Source organism: Nitrospira sp. Kam-Ns4a (genome assembly GCF_965152595.1).
Window position 1 is genome coordinate 712,182 of record NZ_OZ224218.1, and the last position, 18,380, is coordinate 730,561.

Here is an 18,380-nt window from a genome sequence, read left to right on the forward strand (position 1 = left end):
CCGCCTCCCGCCCTATCGCCCCCACCGATCGGAGGGAAGTGTAACAGGTCACGAGAGAAAAGCAACCGCACGGCTCCCCGGCCGCCGCTAGCCCCTATAGGGGGAAGCGTGAGCCTCGCCGGGCGAGATATACTCGCCCCCATGCTTCATTGTCCTGACTGCCGCAGCACACATCTCTGGCGACTCCGCCGGAAGGGCTGGGAGCGCGTCCTGAGCCTGCTGGGCTTCTTCCCCTTCCAGTGTCAGAACTGTGCTCGCCGCTTTCGCGCCAGACCGCTCAGGTATCGGATCATCTTTTATTAATCGGAGCATGAAATACTTGACATTTGACGGGCGATGGTTATCACGTGGCCATGCGTGCTCGAACCCGGGATGCGCGGCACCTGTCGCCCGAAGCTCAAGAAGTCTTGCGCGAGAAGGCCGTGGCCGCTGTCAAGCAGCAGGGGCGCTCCAAGGCCGAAGTCTGTCGGCTCTTGGGCATCAGTCGGCAAGCCCTGTACACCTGGTTGAAGCGCCATGCGCGGGGGGGCCGGCACCCGCTGAAAGCGCGACCCCGGGGCCGACCGCGCGGCGGCCAGCTCAAGGGCTGGCAAGCGGCCCAGGTCGTCCGCACCTTGACCCACTGCTGTCCGGAGCAGATGCACTTGCCGTTCTACTTGTGGACCCGCGAAGCGGTCGGCGAGCTGATCGCGCGCCGGTACGGGCTTCGGCTGTCGGTCTGGACCGTCGGTCGCTACCTGCGGGCCTGGGGCTTCACCCCGCAGAAGCCGCTGCGACGGGCCTACGAGCGGGACCCGAAGGCGGTGCGACGCTGGCTGGAGGTCGAGTACCCCCGAATTCGGGCAGCGGCCAAGCGCGCGGGGGCCCAGATCTACTGGGGTGATGAGATGGGGCTGCGCTCGGATCATCAGGCGGGGACCAGTTGGGGCAAGCGCGGCCAGACCCCGGTGATCCGTGGCCCCGGTCGGCGCTTTCGCTGCAACATGATCTCGGCCATCACCAATCGCGGCCGGTTGTACTTTATGGTGTTCCGGCATCGCTTCACCGCACGAGTCTTCCTCCGATTCTGCCACCGCTTGCTCCGGCACGTGAGGCATCCGGTCTTTCTGATTGTGGATGGGCATCCCGTGCATACCGCGGCTGTCACCCAGCGGTGGCTCCACCGTCACCGCGATCGGCTGCGTCTGTTCTTCCTGCCACCCTACAGCCCGGAACTGAATCCCGACGAATATCTGAACCAAGACGTCAAGACCAACGCGCTGGGCCGTCGGCCGCCCCAGGACGCAGATGAGCTGGCGGTCAACGTCCGTCGCTATCTTCGCAGCACCCAGCGCATGCCGGCCGTGGTGCAATCCTTCTTCCATCACCCTGCGGTCCGCTATGCGGCTGAGTGAAAGGCGTCAAGTATTTTGCGCTCCCGGTAATAAGGCGGCCGGAGACCGCCTTGGAGGATGCTCACAGACAGGCGGGATCGGCGACCAGATCGCAGGCCAGCGGTCCAATCACCAGGGGGCTCATGTAGCGGGCCGAGGGGTCACCAGCCCCCATCGGCGCGTTGACGGGCGGGCCACCGGACATCCCCGGTAAGCCGTGGCCGGCGGAGGGCGACAACCTCCCGGAGCTTGAGGCCTGGAGTTGGGTCACCCCAGGCACTTGAGCCGTCCCCTGGACCTGGACGGCCCCAGGAGCCTGGCCCGGCATCGGGCCAACCCCGCCGCCGGGCAACGCGGGCAATTGCGACCCGACGGCAGGGGTCTGCGCGACCTGCCCCTGGGCGCCGACAGCACTTGGCGTCACTTGCGCGGCCGCCGGCAGAGCTACGGCCCCCACACCTCCGAGCGCGCCAGCCACCAAGACGATCACCAACCGCTGGGTCATGCCCCTCTCTCGTGCCCCCTGCTCCGCCAGGCTACTCGGCAGACCGCCCAAATGGCAAGCCAGGCGGCCCCCCACCGTGCAGCCTGCCCGCTAGAACTTGCAGACCTCCGGTGACGGCATCCCGGGCCGCTGTTCGATCCCCTTCCACAGTGCTCGGCAGTCCTCCCTGGCCGCCTCCCGCTTTGCGTATCCCTTGGCGACCGCAGCCTTCCAGGCCGCGATCTTCTCGCCGAGGGGATCGTACCGGCAGGCCGCTCCGTCGCCACCTGTCACCGCGCGGCATTCCCGTTCCCAGTCGGCGACGGTCATGAGGCCGCGCTCCACCGCCTTCGTGAGCTCATACTTCTTGGCAGCCGGCGAGTCGAACGCACACACCTCCTCGGTGTAGGGAGGGGGCGCCTTGTGCCCGGCGTGCACGGACCGCAGGAGGAACCGGCAGGTGCGCTCGGCATCGGCCTTGGCCATCCGGCCGGCCTCAACTTGGTGCTTCAGGGAGGTGCGCGCCTCGTCGAAGTCGCTGTGCGTCGCCTGAGGACCCCAGAACTCCGGAAACAGGCAGCCGGCGAGGGCGCCGAACAAGGCGCCGAGGATGAGGATCCGAGTTGCGAGCTTCATGATTGATTCAACGGTTCAAGTCCTCTGCAAAGTGTAGAGCCAACTTGCCGGGCTCGGTGCAACTCCGCGTTGACTTCCTTCTCCGACGACTCGAGCTGCGTCAGGCGCGGCACAGTCACCAAATGTTCTGCAATCGGCGGCGGCTTCGTCCCCCGGCGTGATCGTGCCGACCAAGGGCGTGACGGTCATACCCTGACGCCTTCACGCAAGACGGCTTGGAAGAACGAGCCTCACCCAGCCGGAACTTCTCCTCTCGGTGCTTCCTTCTCGTAGAATGGAGATGAACTTCCGTTCCCGATCGGCGGCACAGGCAAGGCAGGCGCGACTGTCGTCCGAGGTTCACGGGCTGCGATCGTAAAGTTGGGGTCAGACAGCCCGGGAGGACGGGACCTCAGGACCTCATGCGCCGGGAAGGACATGGTGAGCCGGCTGGGGGTCGAACCCAGGACCCTCGCCTTAAAAGGGCGATGCTCTACCGGCTGAGCTACCGGCTCATCTGCCTATTTGATATTTGATGAAGAGAGTGTCCAGAAATGCGCGCCTCCTTGCGGAGGATGCCGAACGCCGATTACCGGCGCGGGCGCAACCCGGTCGGCCGGCGCCGCGCCGACGCGAGCGGGTTCCGCAGCATGATGGTTTCGTCCCGGTGCGAGCCCGTGGAGATGATATCGATCGGGCACTCGGCCAGATCCTCGATCCGGCTCAGGTAGCGCCGCGCTTGGAGCGGCAGGGCCTTGTAAGCCGTCACCCCGGTCGTCCCGGTCGTCCACCCCGGCATGACTTCGTAGATCGGCTCGCACTCGGAGAGCACCTGGAGATCCGCCGGCATCTCCCGGTACACCCGGCCCGCATGCCGGTAGCCCACGCAGATGCTGATCTCGGGGCAACCGTCCAGCACGTCCAGCTTGGTGACCGCCAGCGACGAGAGCCCGTTGATCCGCGTCGCGTACCGGACGAGCACGGCGTCGAACCAGCCGCAGCGCCGCGGCCGTCCTGTCGTTGCGCCGAACTCCCTGCCGCGCTCCTGCAGCCCCCCGCCCACCGCGTCCTTCAGTTCCGTCGGGAAGGGGCCGCTGCCCACCCGGGTCGTGTAGGCCTTGGCGACGCCCATCACGGCGTCAATCGCGGTCGGGCCCACGCCGGTCCCCGTGCAGGCGCCACCGGCCGCCGCGCTGGAGGACGTCACGTAGGGGTAGGTCCCGAAGTCCACGTCCAGGTGCGTCCCCTGCGCGCCCTCGAACAGGATCGTCTGCTTTCGCGCCACGGCCTTGTGCAGCAGCAGGGCGGTATCGGCGATGTGGCCCTTCAGCCGCTCGGCGTAGGCCATGTACTGCTGGAACACCTTCTCGAGCTGGAACCCATCCACCTTGTAGAGGCGCTCGAGGAACCAGTTGATCTCGACCAGGTTCTCCTCCAGCTTGCGCCGGAAGAGCGGCGGATTGAGCAGGTCCCCCATCCGGATGCCGATCCGGGCCATTTTGTCCGCGTAGGAGGGGCCGATTCCGCGGCCGGTCGTGCCGATCCGCCGGGACCCCTTGGACTGCTCCGACGCTTTCTCAATGGCCTTGTGGTAAGGCATGATGAGATGGGCGCGCTGGCTGATCGCGAGGTTCTTGCCGATCTTGACGCCCTTGGCCTGGAGCCGGTCCATCTCCTCGATCAGAGCCTCGGGGTCCACGACGACGCCGTTCCCGATCACGCAGAGCGTCCCCCGGTACAGGATGCCTGAGGGGACCAGGTGGAACACGAAGGTGTCGAGCCGGTTGACCACGGTATGGCCCGCGTTGGACCCGCCCTGGAAGCGGACGACGACGTCCGCATCCCGAGCCAGGATGTCCACGATCTTCCCCTTCCCCTCATCACCCCATTGGGTCCCGACGACCACCAGGTTCGGCATGGCCTGAGCTTCCAGCCAGCAGCAAACGCACCGCCTACCACGAACTTGGTCGCTATGCGCCGCGGGCTGCTCGCTTTCTCCGCAAAAAAAGAGCCCTGACCGCATCGATCAGAGCCGACGCCCAATACCCAAGGCGCCGGTCATACTATGATGCCCCCCGGGGTTTGTCAAGCAAGCCGGTCTCTGCGTCGGAGAGCCAAGCCGCGCCTTGACTGCCTCCCGGCTGCGTGTTAGCATGCGCGAAATTTCGCGGGTTTCGTCGAACTCTCCTCGTCAGCGCACTGGGGTGGGGCTGTGGCGCAGTTGGGAGCGCGCGTGAATGGCATTCACGAGGTCGCGGGTTCAATCCCCGCCAGCTCCACCAACCGTTCGGCAGGCGAGAGGCGCGAGGCGAGAGGATAGAAGGGAAGCCTCGTGCCCGGCTCTCGTTGCGCCGGTTCCTTAGTCGTTTACCCCCTACCCTCTAGCCCCTAGCCCCGCGCCGTTTGCCCGTCGCCACTAGCCGCGAGCCCAGGCTGTTTGTATGCTCCAGATCGAATCGGTTAGCAAGCAATTCGCACACCGTGTCCTGTTAAAGGAGGCGTCGGCCCACCTGCGTCCCGGCTCCCGGGTCGGCCTGGTCGGGCCCAACGGTGCGGGCAAGACGACGCTGCTCCGCATGATCCTCGGCGAGGAGTCTCCGGACAAGGGAACGATCCGGAAACGCCCCCGGCTCCGGATCGGCTACCTGCCGCAGGAGCTCGAAGCCCTGACCGGGACGACGGTGCTCGATGCCACCCACCGGGACCAGTACCCGGAGCACGAGGCCAAACGGATCCTCTCCGGCTTGGGCTTCGCGGAGGCGGACTTTGGCCGGCCCGTCGAGTCCCTCTCGGGTGGCTACCGCATGCGCGTCGCGCTCGCCCACCTGCTCCTCAGCCAGCCCGACGTGCTGCTGCTGGACGAGCCGACCAACCACCTGGACAAGCCCACCCAGGCCTGGTTCGAGCAGTTCCTGCTCAAGTCGCCCATGACGATCCTCGTGATTAGCCACGACACCGGCTTCCTGGACCGGATCGCGACGCACATCTGGGAGATCCGCCACCACCGCATCCTGGAATGCCGGGGCAACTACTCCACGTACCTCGCGTGGCGGAAAGCGCGGGAGGCGCAGCAGGAGGCGGCCGCCGACCGCCAACAGAAGGAGATCGCCCGCGTCCAGAAATTCATCGACCGGTTCCGGTACCAGGCGAACAAGGCCAGCCAAGTCCAGTCCCGGATCAAGCAACTCGAAAAGATCAAGCTGATCGAGCGGACGCGCGACCCTAAGCGCGTGCGGTTCAAGTTCCCGGACCCGCCGCCGAGTGGCCGGCTGGTGCTGGAGCTGCGCGGGGTCGCCAAGCGGTACGGAGAGACCGTCGTCTACCGGCACCTGGACTTCGTCGTCGAGCGCGGCCAGCGGGTCGCGCTCGTCGGGGAGAACGGCGCGGGCAAGAGCACCCTGCTCAAGATCCTGGCCGGCGTGCTCCCCTTCGAGCGGGGCGAGCGGCTCGTCGGGCACGGCGTCACCCTGCACTACTTCGCTCAGCACCAGGCGGAGGCCCTGAACCCCGAGCACACGATCCTGGAGTCCCTGGCCGAGATATCCAACCAAGCGGAGATGAACTTCCTGCGCGGGATCGCGGGCGCCTTCCTCTTCTCCGGGCCGGATCAGAAGAAGCCGATCAAGGCCCTGAGTGGAGGCGAGCGCAACCGTGTGGCGCTCGCGCGCATGCTGGTCGAGCCAGCCAACACCCTGCTGCTCGACGAGCCGACCAACCACCTCGACCCCGCCTCGGTGGACGTGCTGACCGACGCGCTGACGGCGTTCCCCGGCACGATCGTCTTCATCTCGCACGACCCGACCTTTCTCAGTCGGGTCGCCACCCGCGTCGTCGAGATCGAGGCCGGTCAAGCCCGGGACTACTTCGGCGACTACGAGTACTACCTGTGGAAGCGGGCCCAGGAGCTGGAGTCCATCAAGGAGACGCGCGAGGAGCTGGCCGCGGCACCCGCGCGACTCGGAACGGCCAACCCGGCTGGGAAGGCCGCCCCGACCGCGGCGCCGACCGCGCAGCAGGCCGTCCGGAGCCTCGGCGGCGGCGAACGGCGCGAGCTGTCGAAAAACCAGGCGCGGCTGGAGAAGCAGGTCGCCAAGGCCGAGGAGGAGATCGCGGCGTTGGAGGCGAAGGTCCGCGCGCGCGACCAGGAGCTGGCCGACTCCACGCTCTATCAGGACTACGGGCGCTGGCACGCGCTCTACGAGGAGCAGGAGCGCTGGAAGCGGGAGCTGGACCGGCTGACGGGCCGCTGGGAGACCCTGTCAAAGGAACTGGAGGCGGTCAAGCAGAGGCTGGCCATCGCGACGTAAGCCGCATGATGCCATTCCCGCGCAGGCGGGCATGCGGCATCTTGCCCTTCAACGGTCCGTTGTCCTTCCGCGCCCAGCATCGTGCTTGCCTCCAACCTTGCTGCAAGAACGGCGTGTTCCTCTTCCAGAATGCGGCGGCTGCGTCACACCGATGGACGCCGGAGGTGTGCCCACGACAAGGGAAGCATTACTCTCCCGCATCTCGAGCGATCCCAAGGTGTGCTTCGGCAATGGGTCTCGCTGATTCTGGACCTGCTCGGCGCACGAGCGCCAGCGAGCTGCCTTGGCCGGGCGGTCAGTACAAGTTGCCTCAGGTCGGCAACGTGGAGACGCCCAGAACGGCAACGGCTGGACAAGGCACTGGAACGGGGCCGAGGAGCGGCCGACTGCCGTGGAGCCGGGCCGACGCCCCGATTCAGCGGCGGACCGTCCGCTGCAACCGGTTGTTAGACGCTACCTTCCACCTTTGCTTGATCGAACAACATGGGTGGTCCGGCAAGGTTAACGGGGGTGCTCCTTGAACTTGCCGACAGTCGGGCGAAGCATGCTGCCACTTCACTCTCCGGAAGGTGGTCCATGAACCGAAGTGCCGAACTAGCCACGTAGCCCGCATCTATCTCCATAGCAATCCACCTGCGTCCAAGTTGCTCTGCCACTCTGCCCGTCGTGTTTGAGCCTGCGAAGATGTCCAGAACTAGGTCATTCTCAGTCGTTAGGAGCCTGTTGCTCAAACTCATGATCGAGCCCTCTGGTCACCAGACATTGATTCGCTTCGCTCCCATGTGGGCTTCTCGCTGCCGAGACCGCGAGGGAGCGTGGCCTTTGAGAGAGTCATCCCCTTGTCTTCTTTCCGCTTCCCCGGCCAAGCCGTCGCGGTTCGCTGCCCCTGCGCCGACCGGTCCAGGCCGCCTTCCCACTCCGCCAGAGCTTCAACAAGTTATGCGTGGCGCAGAGCAGCTTCCACTCGCCGTCACAGGCTTGGCGGCCACGGCGCATGAAGCGATCACAGCCACGGGTGCTCTTGATCTGGCCGAATACCGGCTCCACCGTCTGGCCGCGCTGCGTGTACAGACGACGTCCGCGCTGCGTCAGCAGCGTGCGCTCCATGCGGTCGCGGGCCGTCAGCCCCTTCGGACAGCGGCCTCGTGGCGGTGGCTGCTCCCGCAGCGCCTTGCGCTGTTTCCAATCTTGGTTCGGCGCGATCAGCAACTCAGGTCCGGCGGGATCGGCCTCCGTCAGGTTGGCCTCGCTGCAATAGCCGGCATCTGCCAGGGCGGTCTTGATGGCCTGCGGGTGCTCGATGGCCTGCAGATTCTCCTGCGCCTGCGTCAGCATCGGATGCAGTTGCCGGACATCGTTCGCCTCCTGCGTGACGGCGGCCGCCACGATGATCTGCGCCTCCGTCACGACCGCTTGGGCATTGTAGCCTTGCACGTACCCGGCCTGGGTCTTCATGATGCGACTGTCCGGGTCTGTCACGTTCGCCTTGGCCGTGGCATCCGCTGCCGCTTCGGCCGCCTTCGGCTTGCGGCCCCGCTTCTTCTGCCCGGTGGCGGCTTCCTCGGCCTGGCGGGCCTCAAGCTTGGCCTGCTGCTGCGCGGTCGCCTCGGCCGCCGCCTGCGTCAACCGTGCCTGGCACGCCTTCAACCGGGCCAGTCGGCTCCGCCGATCCCGCAACGCCTCCGGCAGTTCGTCGCCCCGCTGCTCCGGTCCGTACAGCCGATCCTCGGCGGCATCGGTGGCCTGAGCCTCGGTCAGCATCCGCGTCACCTCCGCCGCAATCGTCTCGGCGGTCCGATTCGCTGCCAGCGCCGCGTCGGCCTTGATCTTCGTGCCATCCAGGGCCACCACCCCGACCTTCACCAACCCCGCCGCCGCACACAGCGTCAGCACCTGCGTAAACAGGGCGGCCAACGCGGCCTCATGGGTCTGCCGGAATCGGGCGATCGTGGTGTGATCGGGCCGCTGATTGGCCGCGAGCACCCGAAAGGCCACATCCCGCTCGCACAGCCGTTCGATCCGGCGGCTGGAGCGCTCCCCCAGGCAGTACGCATACAGCAGCAGCGCCACCATCATGGCCGGCTCGTAGGCCGCTTGGCCCCAGCCATCGGCTCGGTACGTCCGCTCGATCTTCGTCAGATCCATCTGGGCCACCGCATCCAGGATGAACCAGGCCAGATCGCCCTCCGGCAGCCAATCCTGCAACGCCGGCGGCATCAGATACAGTTGCTCGCGCTCACACGGCAGAAAGTTGTAGCCCATCGCATCCTCCCTTCGGTCATGACTCGGGAAGACAGTATACATATAATTGCCTAGGTGTCAAGGGGTTTGTGCAACAGGCTCTTAGAAACTTGATGAAGAACTCTGGAAGCCCCGCGGGGAAGCGCGCAGGATGTGCTTCGATCCCTACGAGCGTGGAGAGCCGTAGATAGGAAGAGTTGCTTTCGGTATTGGGAATCTGCAGCAGGTTTGAAGGGATAGCACCACCGTTGTCAGATCCAAAGCCTTTACTGATGTCGTGGCCTGACGGACGGTCCTTTGGCTTGTAGAACGCATCCGGGTTTTTCAGAAGCGTTTTCATACGCTCGGAGTAAGGGGCAAGAACCCGTTGCACGTCGGCCTTCGGCCACTCGGATTTTGAGAACCACCATACGGTGTTTACGGAATCCTTCACCCGGAGTTTTCGCTTGTTAACCCACTCAATAGGAGAAGGCAGTTTCGCAGGGTTGTACCAGAAGAACTCTTCCGCGAGGTAAAAGCCGACCTCATCGCACATCCTCAGGAGCACGCGATACTGATACAGCGAGCGTACCGGAACGCCTCGTTGATATGCACCACCCAGGTCGAGAACAAAGCTGCCCGTTTCGCGAAGCACACGACGCACTTCAGCCCCGAACTGACAGAGCCACTCGACGTATTCGGATTGATCCTTATTGCCGTATGCCTTCTGCCGCAGGAGGGCGAATGGAGGAGATGTGACAACAAGGTCAACGCAGTCGTCCGGGAGGAGCTTGAGAAGTTCGAGAGAATCACCGAGGTAGCACGCCCCACGCCGGGTGGTATAGACCGGCGCTGGTAGTGCCCAGAAGGGCGTGGTGGTGTTGATTCTTGTCATGGTGTTGCCCTCGGCGTCCAGTCGTTGGCGATCCAGCTCTCTAGGAAGTTCCAGAGCACAGATATCGCGTAATGGACGTCTGGCCGCTTGCTTTGCAGGGCTGCGACGTAGGGGGCGACCGCATCCTTGGAGAGATGCGCGAGCGTCCAAGTCGGCCAAGTGGAGCTGAATTTTTCTGCTAGTGCCGCAATCTCTTTTGCTGGTGCGCCGCGAATCCGGCGCAACGACTCTGCAGCACCCGCGGCGATTGCTGCGGAGGACGCCTCCAGCCCCCTCAAAAGTGGATCGAATCCGACGGCCCCAAGATCATGGAGCGCAACGAGTGCCTCTTCACGAATCTCAGGAGCAACATCTGCAAACGCCTGAACGAGAACTTGTGCAGCCTCCTTGGTCCCGTGGCACCCGATTGCCCAAGCGCAAGCGCTCCTTAGAAAGAGCGGTTGTGTGACGTCCTCAAGCACTATGCGTAGGAGATTGAAAGAGGTCGGAGTGCGCGTCTCGGCCAAGGTCACCGCAGCCTCTAATCGCATCTGTTCGTCGTGGTCTTCGAGCAGAATTTCGCGGAATTGATTGTCAGCGGAGTCTCCGGCAACCTCGCAGAGGTATGATTTCGCCTCCATGCGAACGTAGGCGTCTTCTTCGCTGTCTTCTGCCAGTTCCCGGACTTCATTCACAAGCGCGGCCGCTTTCGCCAACCTAGCGAGTTTGCAGCCAGTGAAACGGACGGTGCGCTCGCGTGAAGCAAGCATCTGCGCAATCTTAGCTGTGTCACATCCTCCTACACAGCGAGATGCGGCAGTTCTCAAGGGCTCGATTTGGCCAGCGAGTACTTGGTTGGGCTGAAAGTTCTCTCCGGCGGCCAAGAATGGTCGCTCATCTGTGGCAAGCCGGAAGTGCCGGGGTTTACTGGGGTCGTCATCCAGCAGATAGTCCAGACGCCCGCTATTTGCCACGACGACTCTCCCGCTGCTGGCCGCGAAGCGAGCCTTCCACTTCACCTGGACCTCGGACCCCTCACTGACTCCCTTGGGTTTGAGCTGTTTCGGTGCGACACGTCTAAAAGATGCCACCGTGAACAAGTTTATCCAACCTTCGACGTGCCAAGTCGTCAACGTACGCTCTCTCCAGAGTGAGCGCTGCTCATGCAGACCGCCCGCACTCCAGACGCTTTCGTCCGCTGAAAGGATAGGAAAGGCAACCCAGTCCGAGTCGAGCATACCGTAGTGCCAGGCTCGCTCCGCGTCGCTGGGCGAGTGCGACATGCTCAGGTCTGCGTTCGTCTTCGCGCGCGACTCGATGCGTACTCCACATCGCGTACAACACAGGTCGGGTATTCGAACGCGTTTTCGCTTCACATCGCGCCAAATCCGGGTCGCAAGCGATTCGCGCTCCAGCTCGACGATATCGTGTCCGAGCGAATTCAAATACTGTTGGACCGTCAGGGCACCGACAGCGCCGACTGCCAGCATTCGGAAGAAGCTAGAGTTCGTCTTAAATGCGTTACGCTGGGCCACTCGGTCTCCTCATGCTGCCTCTCGTCATAAGCGAGTCTTGGCGCCCTAACCACCGAGTATACTGACCTGCCTATCCCGCTCTGGCGAGACCGGGGGGCGGCTGAGCGATTCTCCACCGGTCTCGGAGGCTTGTCAACGATCTCCAGATCGCGTTACCAGCGCGTTCAACCGACGGGCATGGTTCCGTTAGAGCTGCGAAGGGCTTTGTTCTTCATCAGCCCAACGACTTGACTCTCTCCTCCTGTCGGTCCCAATCCAACGCGTGCGCGTAGATCAAGGCACCGAAGGCAATCTTGACCTCAGGCTTGTGACATTGTAATCTTGTATCACTGTGTAGGAGGGTCACAAGTGGCCAGGATCGTGAAACGGGATGGTCCCCTTCTCGTGGCGCTGCGAACCGAGGGGGCTGTGATTATCCCCAAGGCACTCCGGGAGCGGCTTGGGTTGCGAGCCGGTGATCTACTCGAAGTGGCAGTCAAAGAGGGCGACTTGATTCTGCATCCCAGACCGGTCAGGCGGCTCGGGTTGGAGGGCGTCCCGGCCAACCGGTCCGACAAGCTGACGGGATTGGTCCGGGTGGGGGGCGACGCGCTCAAGGACAAGCAGCGACTCTATGACCGATAAGGTCCTTGTGGACGCGAGCTTTCTGGTTGCGCAACTGGACGAACGGGACGTTCATCATCGAGCCGCGCGGGCGCTGCACGAAGCTTTCCGGGCCCGTGAGGCAGTTTATATCTATCTGGATTTCGTGGTGAATGAAACCGTGACTGTCCTCGCGAGGCGAGCCCGGGAGCGAAAGCTGGAGAGCAAGCCCATCATTCGGCGGGTCCGGAGCGAATTGCCGGTGGCGCAGTTGGCCTGGACCGGGAGTGAGGTTCCTAGACTATGGGAACGCGCCCTGGACACGCTGGAGGAACACCAGGGTCATCTGTCGCTGAATGACTGCCTACTGACGCTCATCGCCCAGGAAGGAGGCGTCCAGTGGATAGCGAGTTTCGACAAGGGGTTCGATCGGGTTCCTGGTATCAAGCGGATCAGGAAGGCGGCCGACTTCCACACGTAACCAGCCCGCGCAAGAAGGGCGCCGAGTGCCTGCAGAGCAGCCGCCCGCGCTGCAGCAGCCATCCAATTGGCCTTTATCCCTGTTTCTTCGGCCGGTAGTAGCGCTTGCCCTTGAGCGGCGGCGGGAGGTGCTTCTGCTCCTTCTTCGCCGCCGGGTCCTCGTGGACGTACCGGTAGCCCTTCCCGTACCCCAGGTCCCGCATCAGCGAGGTGACCGCGTTCCGCAGGTGCAGCGGCACCGCGAGGTTCCCGTGCGCCCGGGCGTCCTGAATCGCCTCCAAGAGGCCGGCGTAGGAGGCGTTGTCCTTCGGGCGCGTGGCGAGATAGGTGGTCCCTTGGGCCAGGTTGATCTGGGCCTCCGGCAGTCCCACGAATTCCACCGCGTGAGCCACCGCCGTGGCAACGAGCAGCGCCAGCGGGTCGGCGTTGCCGATGTCCTCCGAGGCGAAGATGATCATCCGGCGCGCGATGAACCGCGGGTCCTCCCCGCCCTCCAGCATCCGCGCGAGCCAGTAGAGCGCCCCGTCCGGATCGGAGTCCCGCAGGCTCTTGATGTAGGCCGAAATCAGGTTGTAGTGCTCCTCCCCGCCCTTGTCGTAGCGGAGCGCCTTCTTGAGCAGCGCCGCATCGAGCGCCCGCTCGTCCAGCCGGATCCGGCCGTCCGCGCCCGGCGGCGTCTGGGTGACGACGAACTCGAGCGCGGTCAGCGCCGCCCGCGCGTCGCCGTTCCCGAAGCCGATCAGTCGGCGACGGGCCTCGGGCGCCAGGTCCACCCGCCGCCGGCCCAGCCCGCGCGCCTCGTCCGCGAGCGCCCGGTCGAGGAGGCGCCCGATCGCCTCGTCGGAGAGCGGCTGGAGGACCACCACCAACGAGCGCGAGAGCAGCGGGCCGATCACCTCGAACGACGGATTCTCGGTCGTCGCGCCGAGCAGGATGATCGTCCCCCGCTCGACGTGGGGCAGGAAGGCGTCCTGCTGCGCTTTGTTGAACCGGTGGATCTCATCCACGAAGAGGATCGTGCGCTGCCCACGCAGCGCGCGGCGCTGCTCGGCCGCCTTGATCACCTGGCGCAGCTCGGGCACACCGCTCGTCACGGCCGAGAAGGGCACGAAGGCGGCCTTGGTGTGCCGCGCGATCAGGCGGGCGAGCGTCGTCTTCCCGCAGCCGGGCGGGCCCCAGAGAATGACCGAGGAGAGGGTGTCGGATTCGATCGCGCGGCGGAGCGGCCGGTCCGGCGCCAGGATCTCCTCCTGGCCGACGAACTCCGCGAAGTCGCGCGGGCGCATCCGCTCCGCCAGCGGCGCCCCGGCCGCCGGCTCGGGCTCGGCGGTCTCGGACGCGGGCTGAAACAGATCGGGGCTGTCCGCATCATCCTGCATCGCGCACCACGTCGGCATGAGGTCCAAGAAGAGGATTCTAGCCGGAACGGCCGGGGGCCGCAAATGCGGCCTGCCGTCGGCGCTTCGATCCCGCACGATCGGTTGACGCTCCGTTCCCCGTTGTGCTAGCAAGGCGCGGCGAAGCTTCGAGGAGGCGAGGCATGAAGGCGCAGATCAACGGCATCACGCTAGCCTACACCGACGAGGGGCAGGGGCTGCCCATCGTTCTGCTCCACGCCTTTCCGTTGAACCGGCGGATGTGGGAGCCGCAGATCCCGGCGCTGCGGGAGCGCTACCGAGTCATCGCGGTGGATCTCCGCGGGCACGGCGAATCGGACGCGCCCCTGTGGCGCTACTCGATGGACGAGTTCGCGGACGACGTGAAGGGATTGCTGGACCACCTGGGCATCGAGCGGGCAGTCCTGGCCGGGCTTTCGATGGGCGGCTACATCCTGTTTGCCTTCTGGCGGCGGCATGCGGGCCGAGTCAAGGCCCTCGTGCTCGCCGACACGCGGGCGACCCCGGACACCGAGGAGGGGCGCGCCAAGCGGATCGCGATGGCGCAGGCCCTGTACAAGGACGGCCCGGCGGCCGTCGCCGACCTCATGATGCCGATCATGCTGAGTCCTCACGGCCAGACGGGTCGGCCCGATCTGGTCGAACGGATCCGGGGCCTGATCGTGAGCACGCCGTTCAGCGGCATCCTCGGCGATCTCCTCGCCCTGCACGACCGCCCGGACTCCGTGCCGACCCTCAAGGCGATCGCCTGCCCGACGCTCGTCATCGTGGGCGAGGAGGACGTCGGTACCCCGCCGTCGGACGCCCGCCTCATCGCCGAGGGCATCGCGGGCGCGCGCCTGGCGCTCATCCCCGGCGCCGGCCATCTCTCCAACCTAGAGCAGCCCGAGGCGTTCAATGCCTCCTTGCTGTCGTTCTTGGAAACGGTGGGATGATAGGCACGAGGCTCGGGGTCAGAACGGATTACTGGCGGGACCGCTGCGAATCAGCCGGAGGAATTCGTCGCGGGTCTGCTGCTGGGTCCGGAAGGCGCCGAGCATCTCGCTCGTGACGGCCAGGGTGTTCTGCTTCTCCACCCCCCGCATCATCATGCAGAGGTGGCGCGCCTCCATCACCACCCCCACGCCGTGCGCGTCGAGCTTGGCCTGGAGCGTCTCGGCGATCTGGACGGTCAGGCGTTCTTGCACCTGCAGGCGCCGGCTGAACGCGTCCACGACCCGGGGGATCTTGCTCAGGCCGACGACCTTCTTGTTGGGCAGATAGCCGACGTGGCAGCGACCGTAAAACGGCAGGAGATGGTGCTCGCAAAGGGAGAAGAAATCAATGTCCCGCACGACCACCATCTCGTCGTACTCGACCGGAAAGAGGGCGCCGTTCAGCAATGCGTCAATGTCCTGGCTGTAGCCCTGGGTCATGAACCGGAGGGCTTTCTCGACCCGCTCGGGTGTCTTTTGCAAGCCGATCCGGCTCGGATCCTCGCCCAGCATGACGAGCAGGCGCGCCACGAGGTCCCGCAGCTCGTCCGGACCCCCGTTGCCCCGCACGTCCAGCTTCTGGCTCCCCAGCTTCTTCGTCCCCACGGGCCCGCCGTCCTCTCTCCTGAACCTACCCGGCATATTCGAAATAGTTGTCGCGGGTCTCGATCAGGCCGACTTTCTCCAGCCGCCCCGCGGGAATCCGCTTGACTAGCAGATCCCAGATGAACCGCACCAGGTTCTCGCCGGTCGTCACGCGGGCGGCGAACTCCGGGTCGCCGTTCAGGTCGCGGTGATCGAATCGCTGCACCACCGTCTCGGTCACGAGCCGGTCCAGCTCGTCGGCGTCGGTGACCTGGCCGGTCCGCGGATCCACCGGTCCCCGCACAGTCACCAGCACGACGTAGTTGTGCCCGTGTCCATTCGGATTGTTGCACTTCCCGAACACGCGCCAGTTCTCTTCCTCGGACAAGCGATCCGAGTGCAACCGGTGCTGTGCGACGAACCGGTATCGCCGCGTGGTGCTGACTTCGTCCATGGAAAACCCCGGCTGTCTGCGCTCGGCTTTCAGCCGTCAGTCAAGGAGGCCCAAAAGAACGAAGCCGGATTGGGCTTGGCCATCCGCCCGCAATCCGGCCCCTTCTGCAGCCTTGCTCCTCCGTTTGCTGACGGCTGAGCGCCGACGGCCGATGGCTCTTCGCTTACGCGCTAAACGAGCTGCCGCACCCACAGGTGGTCTTGGCCTGCGGGTTCTTGATCGCGAACCCCGATCCCTGGAGACTGTCCACGTAGTCCACTTCCGCGCCCTGGAGCAGCGGGGCGCTCTGGGAGTCCAGGATAACCTTCACCCCGCCCTTCTCGAGGACGGTGTCGTCGTCCGAGACCTTGTTCTCAAACGCCATGCCGTACTGGTACCCGTGGCAGCCGCCGCCGCGCACGTAGATGCGCAATCCGACGGCGTCCTGCTCCTCCTTCATCAGCTCCAGGATCTTCTCTTCCGCCTTCGGCGTGATCGTGACCATCGCGTCCTCCATTCCACGCTTGCCTGGGCCGCTCGCCGAGGGGACCCCTTGCTCTCCCTCGTGCAACGGGTCAAGCGCGCGGCGGGGCCGCACCACCCTACGCTTTCCGGCCCGCTCCTGTCCTCCCTATGTAGCCACCGACCGAGGATCGGCCGTCGAGGCCTCCGACACCGCACGCCCCCCGGCTTGGTCCATCTCCACCTGCCCCGCCCGGGGCTCCCCGCCCGAGGTCGGACGCTCCCACTTGTGCTCCGGAACCCGGACCACCACGTCGCCCAGAATCCGCGACTGGCACCCCAGCCGGTGGTAGGGCTCGGTCAAGCCCTCGCGGTCCAGGAGGTCCTGCTCGTCGAAATCAATTTCGGATAGATTCTCCAGCCCGACCTGCACCTCGACCCGGCAGGTCGTGCAGGAGGCGTTGCCGCCGCAGTCGTGGTTCAAGGGAAACCCCAACTCCAGCGCCGCCTCGAGCAACGTCAGGTTGGCCGCCACGTCGCCGCTCTTGCCGTCCGGATGCAGAAACGTGACTTTCGGCATAGGCTTCACGCGCGAACAGCGAATAGCTCGCCGCGAATCGCTGAGGCCGCGAGCGTCTGGGTCCCGCCCGCGCGCCGTGGGCTATTGGTTGTTCGCCGCCAGCACGTTTTCCGGCTTGAAGGGACATCGCCCCAAGGCGATGTGCTCCTCGAACTCGTGGCGAAACAGCCGGAGGGCGCTCTGCACGAGCACCGCCGCGCCGGTGACCAGCGTGCAGTACCCGGTGCCCTTCACGAACCCGCACACCTGGAGCAGCGTGTCCAGATCCTTCGGGGTACCCTCGCCGTGCTCGATCTTGGCCACGAGCGTCGCCAGGTTGATCGTGCCCATCCGGCACGGCGGGCACTGGCCGCAGCTCTCGGTCTTGAAGAACTCCGAGAACTTGAGCGTCTGGGCCACCATGCAGGTGGCGTCGTCCACGACGATCACCCCGGCGGAGCCCAGGCCCGTGCCAGCCTTCTTCAGCGAGTCGAAGTCCATCGGCAGGTCCAAGTCCGCCGGGGGCACCATGGAGAAGGCCGGTCCGCCCGGAAAGACCGCCTTGACGTTTCGGCCTCCGGCCACGCCGCCGCCGAACTCCTCGATCAGGCGCCGCAGCGGCGTCCCCAGGGGCATCTCGTACACGCCCGGCCGGTTCACCGCGCCGCTGAGCGAGAACAGCATAGTGCCAGGGGACTTCTCCGTGCCCACCGAAGCAAACCAAGCGGCGCCGTGGCGAAGCACGAGCGGGATGTTGCAGAGCGTCTCGACGTTGTTCACGAGGGTCGGCTTGCCGTAGAGCCCGAAGTCCGTGGGATAGAAGGGCGGCTTCTGGCGCGGCATCGCCGGCCGGCCCTGCATGGATTCGAGCATCGCCGTCTCCTCGCCAGCGACGTAGCTGCCCTGCCCCGAAAAGATCTCGATCTCGAGGTCGAGCCCGGTGTCCAGCACGTTCTTGCCCAGGAAGCCCCGGGCTCGGGCCAGCTCGATGGCCTGCTCCAGATGCTTCCGCTCCTCCTCGTACTCGTGGTTGAGGTAGATGAAGGAGGCCTTGGCCTGGACCGTGTAGGCGGCGATCAGGCAGCCTTCTAGCAACCGGTGCGGATAATGCCTGAGGAGGTAGCGGTCCTTAAACGTGCCGGGCTCGTGCTCTCCCGCGTTGCAGACGAAGTACCGCTCCTTGATCCGGTGATTGAGGACCTTGTCCCACTTGACGCCCGTCGGAAACCCGGCCCCGCCGCGACCGCGCAGCCCCGATCGTTTGACCTCGGCCACGATGGCTTCGCGGCTCAGCTCCGTCAGGCATTTGCGCCAAGCCTCGTAGCCGCCCAGCTTGAGGTAGGCCTCGATATCCCAGGGAGCCCCGTTCAGGGGTTGCAGGAGCCGTGGTGCAGCGGCCGTCACTCGCCAGTCCTCCAAGGGCAACTCACATCTAACCGAATGGCTAAGAGTCCCTCACTATAAAGCCGCCTTCTCGCTCCCGTCAAGGCCGAATCGTCC

At 65.3% G+C, this 18,380-nt stretch carries 16 protein-coding genes, 2 tRNA genes and 2 pseudogenes; 6 read left to right on the forward strand and 14 right to left on the reverse strand.

Going from position 1 to position 18,380, the window contains the following annotated elements; genetic code table 11:
• The first annotated feature begins 353 nt into the window (after nucleotides 1–353).
• Nucleotides 354–1,394 carry an IS630 family transposase gene (locus tag ACWHYQ_RS03520; protein ID WP_447972380.1) on the forward strand — a complete coding sequence of 347 codons (1,041 nt, stop codon included), beginning with the start codon at nucleotides 354–356 and terminating at the stop codon, nucleotides 1,392–1,394.
• A 61-nt stretch (nucleotides 1,395–1,455) separates the two neighbouring features.
• On the opposite strand, the gene ACWHYQ_RS03525 is transcribed toward ACWHYQ_RS03520, so the two are convergent.
• The 4 genes from ACWHYQ_RS03525 to ACWHYQ_RS03540 form a co-directional block, all read right to left on the reverse strand.
• Nucleotides 1,456–1,878, reverse strand: a complete 423-nt coding sequence (locus tag ACWHYQ_RS03525) for a hypothetical protein (protein WP_447974368.1) — start codon at nucleotides 1,876–1,878, stop codon at nucleotides 1,456–1,458.
• A gap of 90 nt (nucleotides 1,879–1,968) precedes the next feature.
• Nucleotides 1,969–2,493 carry a hypothetical protein gene (locus ACWHYQ_RS03530; protein ID WP_447974369.1) on the reverse strand — a complete coding sequence of 175 codons (525 nt, stop codon included), beginning with the start codon at nucleotides 2,491–2,493 and terminating at the stop codon, nucleotides 1,969–1,971.
• Nucleotides 2,494–2,911: 418 nt separating this feature from the next.
• Nucleotides 2,912–2,987 (reverse strand) — tRNA-Lys (locus ACWHYQ_RS03535).
• A gap of 74 nt (nucleotides 2,988–3,061) precedes the next feature.
• Nucleotides 3,062–4,390, reverse strand: coding sequence for an adenylosuccinate synthase (locus ACWHYQ_RS03540; protein WP_447974370.1), 1,329 nt, complete (start codon nucleotides 4,388–4,390; stop codon nucleotides 3,062–3,064).
• Between the two features lie 288 nt (nucleotides 4,391–4,678).
• On the opposite strand from ACWHYQ_RS03540, the gene ACWHYQ_RS03545 reads away from it, so the two are divergent.
• Nucleotides 4,679–4,754 (forward strand) — tRNA-Ala (locus tag ACWHYQ_RS03545).
• A 159-nt stretch (nucleotides 4,755–4,913) separates the two neighbouring features.
• Nucleotides 4,914–6,779: an ABC-F family ATP-binding cassette domain-containing protein gene (locus tag ACWHYQ_RS03550; protein ID WP_447974371.1), complete on the forward strand. Its 1,866-nt coding sequence runs from the start codon at nucleotides 4,914–4,916 to the stop codon at nucleotides 6,777–6,779.
• A gap of 446 nt (nucleotides 6,780–7,225) precedes the next feature.
• Here the strand turns inward: ACWHYQ_RS03550 and ACWHYQ_RS03555 are convergent.
• The 4 genes and pseudogenes from ACWHYQ_RS03555 to ACWHYQ_RS03570 form a co-directional block, all read right to left on the reverse strand.
• Nucleotides 7,226–7,501, reverse strand: a pseudogene (locus tag ACWHYQ_RS03555) (DNA methyltransferase); the annotation flags it as partial.
• 109 nt (nucleotides 7,502–7,610) lie between these two features.
• A complete protein-coding gene (locus ACWHYQ_RS03560; protein ID WP_447973018.1) occupies nucleotides 7,611–9,041 on the reverse strand; it encodes an IS1182 family transposase in 1,431 nt (476 codons plus the stop codon).
• An 82-nt stretch (nucleotides 9,042–9,123) separates the two neighbouring features.
• A pseudogene (locus ACWHYQ_RS03565) lies at nucleotides 9,124–9,894 on the reverse strand (DNA-methyltransferase); the annotation flags it as partial.
• Entirely contained in the window at nucleotides 9,891–11,408 is a 1,518-nt protein-coding gene (locus tag ACWHYQ_RS03570) for a HEAT repeat domain-containing protein (RefSeq protein WP_447974372.1), read from the reverse strand. The pseudogene ACWHYQ_RS03565 and the gene ACWHYQ_RS03570, both read right to left, overlap by 4 nt.
• A 348-nt stretch (nucleotides 11,409–11,756) precedes the next feature.
• Between ACWHYQ_RS03570 and ACWHYQ_RS03575 the strand changes: the two genes are divergently transcribed.
• Together ACWHYQ_RS03575 and ACWHYQ_RS03580 are read left to right on the forward strand one after the other, a co-directional pair.
• Nucleotides 11,757–12,032: an AbrB/MazE/SpoVT family DNA-binding domain-containing protein gene (locus ACWHYQ_RS03575; RefSeq protein ID WP_447974373.1), complete on the forward strand. Its 276-nt coding sequence runs from the start codon at nucleotides 11,757–11,759 to the stop codon at nucleotides 12,030–12,032.
• The gene (locus ACWHYQ_RS03580) at nucleotides 12,022–12,471 is read left to right on the forward strand and encodes a type II toxin-antitoxin system VapC family toxin (RefSeq protein ID WP_447974374.1); all 450 of its coding nucleotides are present in this window, start codon (nucleotides 12,022–12,024) and stop codon (nucleotides 12,469–12,471) included. The genes ACWHYQ_RS03575 and ACWHYQ_RS03580 overlap by 11 nt, the downstream gene beginning before the upstream one ends.
• A gap of 73 nt (nucleotides 12,472–12,544) precedes the next feature.
• Here ACWHYQ_RS03580 and ACWHYQ_RS03585 read toward each other — a convergent pair whose 3' ends face one another.
• Nucleotides 12,545–13,849, reverse strand: a complete 1,305-nt coding sequence (locus ACWHYQ_RS03585) for a replication-associated recombination protein A (protein WP_447974375.1) — start codon at nucleotides 13,847–13,849, stop codon at nucleotides 12,545–12,547.
• A 161-nt stretch (nucleotides 13,850–14,010) separates the two neighbouring features.
• On the opposite strand from ACWHYQ_RS03585, the gene ACWHYQ_RS03590 reads away from it, so the two are divergent.
• A complete protein-coding gene (locus tag ACWHYQ_RS03590; RefSeq protein WP_447974376.1) occupies nucleotides 14,011–14,802 on the forward strand; it encodes an alpha/beta fold hydrolase in 792 nt (263 codons plus the stop codon).
• Between the two features lie 18 nt (nucleotides 14,803–14,820).
• Here ACWHYQ_RS03590 and folE read toward each other — a convergent pair whose 3' ends face one another.
• The 5 genes from folE to nuoF form a co-directional block, all read right to left on the reverse strand.
• Nucleotides 14,821–15,447 (reverse strand): GTP cyclohydrolase I FolE, encoded by a 627-nt coding sequence (folE, locus tag ACWHYQ_RS03595; protein WP_447974377.1) that lies wholly within the window; start codon nucleotides 15,445–15,447, stop codon nucleotides 14,821–14,823.
• Nucleotides 15,448–15,472: 25 nt separating this feature from the next.
• The gene (locus ACWHYQ_RS03600) at nucleotides 15,473–15,880 is read right to left on the reverse strand and encodes a 6-carboxytetrahydropterin synthase (RefSeq protein WP_447974378.1); all 408 of its coding nucleotides are present in this window, start codon (nucleotides 15,878–15,880) and stop codon (nucleotides 15,473–15,475) included.
• 163 nt (nucleotides 15,881–16,043) lie between these two features.
• On the reverse strand, nucleotides 16,044–16,364 hold the full coding sequence (gene erpA / locus ACWHYQ_RS03605) for an iron-sulfur cluster insertion protein ErpA (RefSeq protein ID WP_447974379.1): 321 nt from the start codon (nucleotides 16,362–16,364) through the stop codon (nucleotides 16,044–16,046).
• Between the two features lie 126 nt (nucleotides 16,365–16,490).
• On the reverse strand, nucleotides 16,491–16,901 hold the full coding sequence (locus ACWHYQ_RS03610) for a 2Fe-2S iron-sulfur cluster-binding protein (protein WP_447974380.1): 411 nt from the start codon (nucleotides 16,899–16,901) through the stop codon (nucleotides 16,491–16,493).
• 81 nt (nucleotides 16,902–16,982) lie between these two features.
• Nucleotides 16,983–18,284, reverse strand: a complete 1,302-nt coding sequence (gene nuoF, locus ACWHYQ_RS03615) for an NADH-quinone oxidoreductase subunit NuoF (protein WP_447974381.1) — start codon at nucleotides 18,282–18,284, stop codon at nucleotides 16,983–16,985.
• Between the last annotated feature and the right edge of the window lie 96 nt (nucleotides 18,285–18,380).